10 protein-coding genes are annotated in these 8,022 nt (G+C 73.1%); all 10 read left to right on the plus strand.

All coding sequences use genetic code 11. From position 1 onward, the window contains the following. The first annotated feature begins 35 nt into the window (after positions 1 to 35). Positions 36 to 440 (plus strand): cupin domain-containing protein, encoded by a 405-nt coding sequence (locus BJF79_RS49200; RefSeq protein WP_075907442.1) that lies wholly within the window; start codon positions 36 to 38, stop codon positions 438 to 440. After that, positions 437 to 1,702 carry a beta-ketoacyl-[acyl-carrier-protein] synthase family protein gene (locus BJF79_RS49205; protein ID WP_075907443.1) on the plus strand — a complete coding sequence of 422 codons (1,266 nt, stop codon included), beginning with the start codon at positions 437 to 439 and terminating at the stop codon, positions 1,700 to 1,702. The genes BJF79_RS49200 and BJF79_RS49205 overlap by 4 nt, the downstream gene beginning before the upstream one ends. Beyond that, complete coding sequence (locus BJF79_RS49210; RefSeq protein WP_075907444.1) at positions 1,699 to 2,949, plus strand: ketosynthase chain-length factor; 1,251 nt, start codon at positions 1,699 to 1,701, stop codon at positions 2,947 to 2,949. The genes BJF79_RS49205 and BJF79_RS49210 overlap by 4 nt, the downstream gene beginning before the upstream one ends. Next, on the plus strand, positions 2,946 to 3,218 hold the full coding sequence (locus tag BJF79_RS49215; protein ID WP_075907445.1) for a phosphopantetheine-binding protein: 273 nt from the start codon (positions 2,946 to 2,948) through the stop codon (positions 3,216 to 3,218). Before BJF79_RS49210 ends, BJF79_RS49215 begins: the two co-directional genes overlap by 4 nt. Next, complete coding sequence (locus BJF79_RS49220; RefSeq protein WP_075907446.1) at positions 3,218 to 3,670, plus strand: SRPBCC family protein; 453 nt, start codon at positions 3,218 to 3,220, stop codon at positions 3,668 to 3,670. Before BJF79_RS49215 ends, BJF79_RS49220 begins: the two co-directional genes overlap by 1 nt. Before the next feature lie 108 nt (positions 3,671 to 3,778). After that, the gene (locus BJF79_RS49225; protein ID WP_075907447.1) at positions 3,779 to 4,978 is read left to right on the plus strand and encodes an FAD-dependent oxidoreductase; all 1,200 of its coding nucleotides are present in this window, start codon (positions 3,779 to 3,781) and stop codon (positions 4,976 to 4,978) included. Positions 4,979 to 5,031: 53 nt separating this feature from the next. Further along, the gene (locus BJF79_RS49230; protein ID WP_075907448.1) at positions 5,032 to 5,295 is read left to right on the plus strand and encodes an acyl carrier protein; all 264 of its coding nucleotides are present in this window, start codon (positions 5,032 to 5,034) and stop codon (positions 5,293 to 5,295) included. Positions 5,296 to 5,321: 26 nt separating this feature from the next. Beyond that, positions 5,322 to 5,858, plus strand: a complete 537-nt coding sequence (locus BJF79_RS49235; RefSeq protein ID WP_083734845.1) for a 3-hydroxyacyl-ACP dehydratase FabZ family protein — start codon at positions 5,322 to 5,324, stop codon at positions 5,856 to 5,858. Next, positions 5,855 to 7,750 (plus strand): beta-ketoacyl synthase N-terminal-like domain-containing protein, encoded by a 1,896-nt coding sequence (locus BJF79_RS49240; RefSeq protein ID WP_083734848.1) that lies wholly within the window; start codon positions 5,855 to 5,857, stop codon positions 7,748 to 7,750. The genes BJF79_RS49235 and BJF79_RS49240 overlap by 4 nt, the downstream gene beginning before the upstream one ends. A gap of 15 nt (positions 7,751 to 7,765) precedes the next feature. Beyond that, positions 7,766 to 8,022: acyl--CoA ligase (locus BJF79_RS49245; RefSeq protein ID WP_143221026.1), on the plus strand; the 257-nt coding region annotated here is incomplete at its 3' end.

Raw genomic sequence — 8,022 nt, forward strand, 5'->3', positions numbered from 1 at the left:
GGCCGCCCCCTCGACGACTGAACGGGACCTTAGCCATGGCAGACACCACGCAAGTCATCAACCGCGCGGACGTCGCGCCCAACCGGAAACGCGGCGGCGACATCCGGGTGACGCTGAGCGGACGTACCGCGGGCGCCACGTCCGGGTTCGGCGGAACCCTCCGGCTGGAACCCGGCGAGTACGTGAGCGAGCACTACCATCCGTACTCCGAGGAGTTCGTGCACGTCGTCCGCGGCGACCTGGAAATGCGCGTGGAGGGCCGGCCGCACGCCCTCGGCCCCGACGACTCCATCCTGGTGCCGATCGGGCACCGCCACCGGCTGGTCAACGTGGGCGACTCGACCGCGCTCGTCGTCTTCCACCTCTCGCCGCTGGCGCCGCGGCCCGAACTCGGGCACGTCGACACCGAGCCGCTGCCGTCGGCGGGAGAAGGCGGATGAGGCGTGCCGTCGTCACCGGTACGGGAGTCCTCGCCCCCGGCGGCGCCGGCCGGGACGAGTTCTGGAAACTGCTGGCCGCGGGCCGGAGCGCCACCCGGACGCTGACCAGGTTCGACCCGGCGCCCTACCGGTCCCGGGTCGCGGCGGAGATCGACTTCGATGCGCGGGCGTCCGGCCTGACCGAGCGCGAGGCGCGCCGCATGGACCGCGCCGCCCAGTTCGCCGTCGTGTGCGCCCGCGAGGCCGCCGCCGACAGCGGGCTGGACTTCGCGGGCGTCGACCCGGCCCGCGTCGGGGTCAGCCTCGGCAGCGCGGTCGGCTGCACCACGGGACTGGAACAGGAGTACCGGGTGCTGTCGGACGAGGGCCGCCACTGGCTGGTCGAACACGCCTACGGCGTCCCGCAGCTCTACGGGTACATGGCGCCCAGCACGCTGGCCGCCGAGGTGGCGTGGCAGGTCCACGCCGAGGGGCCGGTCCACCTGGTCTCCACCGGGTGCACGTCTGGCCTGGACGCCGTCGGCCTGGGCGCCCGGCTGATCGAGGAGGGCACCGCCGACGTCGTCGTCGCGGGCGCGACCGACGCGCCGCTGTCGCCCATCACGTACGCGTGCTTCGACGCGATCAAGGCGACCACGCCGAACAACGCCGACCCCGAGCACGCGTCGCGTCCCTTCGACGCCGGACGGGACGGCATCGTCCTCGGCGAGGGCGCCGCGATCCTGATCCTCGAAGAGGAGGGCAGGGCCCGCGCGCGCGACGCCCGGATCCGCGCCGAGCTGGTCGGCCACGCGCAGCGCAACAACGCCTTCCACATGACCGGTCTGCGCCCGGACGGGCGGGAGATGGCCGAGGCGATCCGCGCCGCGCTGCGCGCCGCCCGGCTCGCGCCCGGCGCCGTGGACCACGTCAACGCGCACGGATCGGGGACCAGGCAGAACGACAGGCACGAGACCGCCGCGTTCAAGGACGCCCTCGGCGAGCACGCCCGCCGGGTGCCGATCAGCTCGATCAAGTCGATGATCGGCCACTCCCTCGGGGCGATCGGCTCGATCGAGCTGGTCGCGTGCGTGCTCGCCCTGGAACACCAGGTGGTGCCGCCCACGGCCAACCTGCACGAGGCCGACCCGGAATGCGACCTCGACTACGTCCCGCTGGTCGCCCGCGAGCACCGCATGGACGTGATCCTCAGCGTCGGCAGCGGATTCGGCGGCTTCCAGACCGCCGTCCTGCTGGCCGCCCCCGGGACGGTCCGCGGATGAGCGCCCTCGCGATCACCGGCATGGCCGTCGTGGCACCGACCGGACCGAGCCTCGACCGGCACTGGTCGTCGGTCGTCGCGGGCCGCAGCGGCGTCCGTCCCATCGGCCGCTTCGACCCGGCCCCCTACCCGGTCCGGGTCGCCGGGCAGGTGCAGGAGTACGAGGCGAGAGGCTCCATGCCGTCCCGGTTCGTCCGCGAGACCGACCGTTTCACCCAGATGGGGCTGAGCGCGGCGGAGACCGCGCTCGGCGACGCGGCGATCGACCCGGGCGACCTCCCCGAGTACGCGGTGGCGGTCGTCACGGCCAGCTCGTCCGGCGGCACGGAATTCGGCCAGAAGGAGATGGAGCGGCTCTACCGGCACGGACCCTCGTGGGTCAGCCCGTACCAGTCCATCGCCTGGTTCTACGCCGCGACCTCCGGCCAGATCTCGATCCGGCACGGCACCAAGGGCCCCTCCGGGGTGCTGTGCGCGGAGCAGGCGGGCGGCCTCGACGCCGTCGGGCACGCGCGCCGCCTGGTCGGTACCGAGGTGCGGGCCGCCGTCGTCGGCGGCAGCGACGCCTCCCTGTGCCCGTACGGTCTGGCGGCGCAGCTCACCACGGGCCGGCTGTCCACCGCGGACGACCCGGACCGCGCCTACCGCCCGTTCGACGTCGCCGCGGGCGGCTACGTGCCGGGCGAGGGCGGCGCCATGCTGGTCGTGGAGCCCGCCGCCCTCGCGCGGGAACGCGGGGCGCGGATCCACGGGACGGTGCTCGGATACGCCGCGGGTTTCGACCCGGCGCCCTGGACCGGGCGCCCGTCGGCGCTCCGGCCGACGATGGAGCGGGCGCTCGACGACGCCGGGGCCGCGCCGTCCGACGTCGACGTCGTGTTCGCCGACGGTGCGGCCGTGCCCGCCGACGACGCCGCCGAGGCCGGGGCCGTCCGCGCCGTGTTCGGCGGCCGGGGCGTCCCGGTGACCGTGCCGAAGGCGCTCACCGGACGGCTCCACGCGGGCGGCGGCGCCCTCGACGTGGTCACGGCCCTGCTCGCGATGCGGCACGGGCGCGTGCCGCACACCGCCCCCACCACGGCCGTCCCGCCCTGCTACGACCTCGACCTCGTGATGAGCGAGCCGCGCCGGTGCGCGATCGGGTGCGCCATGGTCGTGGCCCGCGGATACGGCGGCTTCGTCTCCGTGCTCGTGCTCGGCGGGGACGGCGCCGCGGGACCGTCCACCGAAGAGGAGACCGACCGATGAGCGAGCCCGCCGCCTTCACCCTCGACGACCTGCGCGCGCTGCTGCGCGCCGACGACGCCGACGAGCTGACCGAGAGCCGTCTGGACGAGGAGTTCGACTTCCTCGGCTACGACTCGCTCGCGAAGTACGAGCTGGCGTCCCAGCTGGTGCGCCGGTACGACCTCCATGTCTCGGACGAGGCGATGGACCGCCTCCGCACTCCCCGGCAGGCCATCGATCACATCAACGACCTGCTGGCCGAAAACCCGGAAAAGGAAGTGAAATCCTGATGTCGGCGCACACCGATAACGCGGTCACCATCGCCGCGCCCATGGACCTCGTGTGGGAGATGACCAACGACATCGAGTCGTGGCCGGAACTGTTCACCGAGTACGGCGCCACGGAAGTCCTGCACCGGGACGGCATCACCGTGCGGTTCCGGCTCAGCCTGCACCCCGACGAGAACGGCGTCGTCCGGAGTTGGGTCTCGGACCGGACGGCCGACCCGGAAAGCCGGACGGTGCGCTCCCAGCGCGTCGAACTCGGCCCGTTCAAGTACATGTTCCTGTTCTGGGAATACGTCCAGACGGACGAGGGAATCCTGCTGCGCTGGGTCCAGGACTTCGAGCTGAAGCCGGGAATGCCGATCGACGACGACGGCATGGCCCACCGGCTCAACACCAATTCCGTGATCCAGATGAAAGCGATCAAGGAGACGATCGAGGCGGCGGCGCGTGGGTGACCGCCCCGGGGCCCCGGGTGAGCATCCGATGTATCTGGAGCGTTCTTCGCCCGTCTTTCAAGTGTCGGCCCGCGGCCGTTCCATGGCCGCCTCACAAGGAAAGGCTCCATGAAGTCCGTCGCGGTGATCGGAGCGGGCGTAGCGGGCCCGGCGGTGGCGATGTCCCTGCAACAGGCGGGGTTCGAGCCCACGGTGTACGAGTCGCGCCCGCACGGTGCGGACGAGGCCGGAGCGTTCGTCATCCTGCACGTCAACGGCATCGACGCGCTTCGGGCGATCGGCGCGGACAAATGCCTCGACGGCCTGGGGTTCGACACGCCGCGGATGCGTTTCCGCAGCGGAACGGGACGCTCGCTGGGGGTGGCCGGCACGGGCATGCCGCTGGCGGACGGAACGGTCGGGCGCACGATCCGGCGGGCCGATCTGTACGGCGCGCTCAGGGACGAGGCCGTCCGCCGGGGCATTCCCGTCGAGTTCGGCCGCCGGCTGGTCGGTGCGAGCAGCGGCGCGAGCGGAGTCGTGGCGGGGTTCGAGGACGGGACCGTGCGGAAGGCGGACCTGCTCGTCGGCGCGGACGGCATCAGATCCAGAGTGCGCACCCTCATCGATCCCGAGGCCCCGCCTGCGCGCTATATCCCCAACCTCTATATCAGCGGCTACGCGAGAACCCCGGAGGTCGACGCCTCCCCCGGGGAATACCAGATGGTGTTCGGCAGGAAATGCTTCTTCGGTTACACGGCCGCGCCCGACGGCCGGATCTGGTGGTTCGCCAACCCGCCGTACCCGGACGAGCCGACGCCGGGCGAACTGCGGGAGCTGGGCGACGCGCACTGGCGGACGATGCTCGCCGGGCTCCTCGGCGTCGACCGCGGCCCCGCGCTGCGCATCGTCGAGACCACCCGGCACGCGCTGGTCGCGTGGCCGTTCCACGACATCCCCACGGTCGCGCGCTGGCATCGCGACCGCATGATCGTCATCGGTGACGCGGCGCACGCGACGTCCCCCGCGTCGGGGCAGGGCGCCTCGATGGCCATCGAGGACGCGGTCGAACTGGCCCGCTGCCTGCGCGACGCGCCGGGCCGCCGGCAGGCGTTCGCCGCGTACGAGAGGCTCCGCCGCGACCGGGTGGAACGCGTCGTCGCGACCGGCGCCAAATGGTCGAACTTCAAATCGGTCGGCCCCGTCACGCGGATGATCCGCGACGCGGTCATGCCCGTCATGATCAAGCACCACGCGGGGGACGGCGGAGCGTCTCTCGGCTGGATGCACCACCACCACATCGAATGGGACGAGCGGGTCCCGGCCTGACGAATGCACCGCTCCGGCAAAGAACCATGCCCCCGGTCAAGAAAGTAGAGCACATGGACGTATTGCAGAGAATCAAAGGAATCCTCGTCAGTGACCTCCTCGTGGACGTTCCCCCAGAACGAATGGAGGTCGACGACAGTCTTCGAGACGTATACGGGCTCGACTCGCTCGGCTACATCGAACTGCGCGTCTGCTGCGAGCAGATTTTCGGCGTCACCATCGACGACGACGATTTCTCCCCGGAGAACTTCTCCACCCTCGGCGGGGTCGAGGCGCTCGTGCGGCGTCTGCTGAGGGAGAAAGAGACGGTCGGCTGACGCTCGACGGAAAGGGTTCATCGCAGATGAGTCTTCGAACGGGGACACCGCAGGCGGCCGCGGAGACGGACGCGGAGACGGCCGCGGCCGTACCGTCCGCCGACCGCGAGCTCGGCTTCACCGAGATCAAGAAGTGGCTGCGCCACCGGCACCCGATGATCTACATCGACCGCGTCACCGACCACGAACCCGGGATCTTCCTGACGAGCCTGCTGTCGGTCTCCGGGAACCTCGACGCGATCGCGGGACACTTCCCCGAGCGCGCCATCTTCCCCGGAAGCCACCTCGTGCAGGCGTTCGCCCAGTCCGGCATCATCCTCTACCAGGTGAGCACCAGCCCGCTCGCCGACGACGAGCTGACCCTGATCGGCTCGGTCACCGCCCGCTTCACCAAGCCGGTCGTCCCCGGCGACCAGGTCGTCTTCGACGTCCGCGCCGACCGGCTGCGGGGCGACGCCTTCTTCTTCTCCTGCCACGCGACCGTCGGCGAGAAGCGCGTGGCCGCGTTCAAGGGGATGCTCAACCGGACGAAGGTCGAGGCGCTGGGCAGGCAGCTGTGGTGAACGCGCCCGTGGTCGTCACGGGGATGGCCTGGACGACCCCGCTCGGCGACGGGCTCGACGACGTGTGGCGCCTGCTGTGCGCGGGCGCCGTCGGCGTCGTCCCGGTCGGCGCGCCGTACCCGCTGCGCACGCCGCTGGCCGCGCCGGTGCCCGACCCGCCCTACGGGTCCGCGGCCCCCGGGGAACGCCAGGTCGCGCTGGCCGCGCGGACGCTGGCCGCGGCGTTCGCGGACGCCGGGCTGGCCACGGACGACCCCGCGGTCGGGCTCGTGCTCGGCACGAGCTTCGGCGGGCAGCTCGACACCGAGGAGGAGCCCGGACGGCACTGGACCCGCGAGGTCGCGGACCGGATCGGGCACCCGGGCGTCCCGGTGTGCGTGACGACGGCCTGCTCGGCGGGCGCGGACGCCCTGCTCGTCGCCGACGCGCTGATCCGCGGCGGCGTGCCGATCTGCGTGGCGGGCGGGGCGGACGTGCTCAGCGAGGCCAAGCGGCTCGGGCACTCGGCGCTCGGCACGATGAGCCCGACCGGGCTGCGCGCCTTCGACGCGGGCCACGACGGCATGGTGCTCGGTGAGGGCGCCGGGTTCCTGGTCCTGGAGCCGGAGGAGACGGCCCGCGCCAGGGGCGCCCGCGTGTACGCACGCCTGGACGGCGCGGGCTCCGCCAACGACGCGGCGGGCCTCACCGCCCCCGACCCGACGGGCGACGGCGTCCTCGCGGCGGTGCGCCGATGCCCGGGGGACGCGCGGGACGTCGCGGTGGTGTGCGCCCACGGGACCGGCACGCCCGTAAACGACGAGGTGGAGTCGACCGCCCTGCACCGGCTGTTCGCCGGTACCGGGAGCGATCCGGTCGTCTTCGGCACGAAGGGGAACTTCGGGCACAGCCTCGGCGCCACCGGCGCGATCGAGGCGATCGCCACCGTGCTCGCGCTCCGCCACGGCACGCCGCCGCCCCTCACGGGCCTGGCCTCGCCGATGCCCGGCTTCACCCTGCGGACGGCCGACGGCGAGACGCCCGTGGGCCGCGGCGAGGCGGGACTCAGCCTGACGCTGGGATTCGGCGGCTTCAACACCTGCCTACGATTCTCCCGCGCGGGGCCGAGCCCGGATTCCCATGGGAGTTCCCACGCGGGTTCGTGTGCGGATTCCCGTGGGAGTTCCCGCGCGGACGACTGCGGGGGTTGCTGCGAATTGCCCGCCTCGGATTCGTGCACGGGTTCACATGCTGGTCTCCGCGCGGAGCCGGGCGCGGGTTCCTGCGGGGGCTCGCTCGACGAAGCCTCCGTAAGGGCGGGCGAGGATGGGCGCGGGCCGGGGGCGGAGCCGACCGGGACCGGGACGGCGGCCGTCGTCGGCCACGGTGCGGTCACCGTCGACGACCCGGCCGCCTGCTCCGCCGACCGTCCTTCCTTCTACGCCGACCCCGCGGCCTGGCTGGTCGCCGCGGCCGTCGCGGCCGCCTCGACGACGGCCGAGTGCGGGACGGACGTGCTCGCGGCCCGCGACGACGCGGGGGTGATCGTGCTCACCGGGCCGCAGCCGCCCCCGACGTGCACCGCCCTCGCGGCGCAGGCGGCCCGGGGCCGGATCTCGCCGCTGCGCTTCGCCGGTGCCAACCCGGGGATCCTCGCCGGGCTCGCCTGCATCCGGTGGGGGCTGCGCGGCCCGTCGCTCGTCCTCGCGGCGGCCGATGACGGAACCGTCGGCACCGCCCTGACGGTCGCGGGCTCGTGGCTGCGCTCCCGCCGCGCCCGCCACGTGATCTGCGTGCGGCACCTGGCGCGGCCCGGACGCCACACCGCGTTGTGCGCCGTGTTGCGCGCCGCCGCCGAGCCGGGCGCCGACCCCCGCGCCCTCCTCACCGCCCCGCTCACCACACCGGCGTGAAGGGAATCCTCCGCAATGCCCGCCACGGACCGCGAACCATCGCTCGACGCGGGATCGGTCGCCGCCCTCCTGGCCCGGGCGGTCGATCTGGACGCCCGGCGCCCCGTCCACGCACTGGGACTCGACGACACGCTCGACGACCTCGCGAAGCTCGGCCTCGCACCGGGCGACGCGATCATCGTCGCGCTCTCCAACTCCACGCGCACCGTGCGGGTCTACCTCGCCGCCCTGCTGCTGGGCCTCGTCCCGCTCGCCATCGCCCCGGGGACCCC

This window comes from Actinomadura sp. CNU-125, assembly GCF_001942465.1.
Taxonomy (GTDB): Bacteria; Actinomycetota; Actinomycetes; order Streptosporangiales; family Streptosporangiaceae; genus Spirillospora.

What these genes read in the sequence shown, in the direction of transcription:
- BJF79_RS49200 (WP_075907442.1), top strand. Translation starts at nt 36, where the DNA reads ATGGCAGACACCACGCAAGTCATCAACCGCGCGGACGTCGCGCCCAAC.
- BJF79_RS49205 (WP_075907443.1), top strand. Translation starts at nt 437, where the DNA reads ATGAGGCGTGCCGTCGTCACCGGTACGGGAGTCCTCGCCCCCGGCGGC.
- BJF79_RS49210 (WP_075907444.1), top strand. Translation starts at nt 1,699, where the DNA reads ATGAGCGCCCTCGCGATCACCGGCATGGCCGTCGTGGCACCGACCGGA.
- BJF79_RS49215 (WP_075907445.1), top strand. Translation starts at nt 2,946, where the DNA reads ATGAGCGAGCCCGCCGCCTTCACCCTCGACGACCTGCGCGCGCTGCTG.
- BJF79_RS49220 (WP_075907446.1), top strand. Translation starts at nt 3,218, where the DNA reads ATGTCGGCGCACACCGATAACGCGGTCACCATCGCCGCGCCCATGGAC.
- BJF79_RS49225 (WP_075907447.1), top strand. Translation starts at nt 3,779, where the DNA reads ATGAAGTCCGTCGCGGTGATCGGAGCGGGCGTAGCGGGCCCGGCGGTG.
- BJF79_RS49230 (WP_075907448.1), top strand. Translation starts at nt 5,032, where the DNA reads ATGGACGTATTGCAGAGAATCAAAGGAATCCTCGTCAGTGACCTCCTC.
- BJF79_RS49235 (WP_083734845.1), top strand. Translation starts at nt 5,322, where the DNA reads ATGAGTCTTCGAACGGGGACACCGCAGGCGGCCGCGGAGACGGACGCG.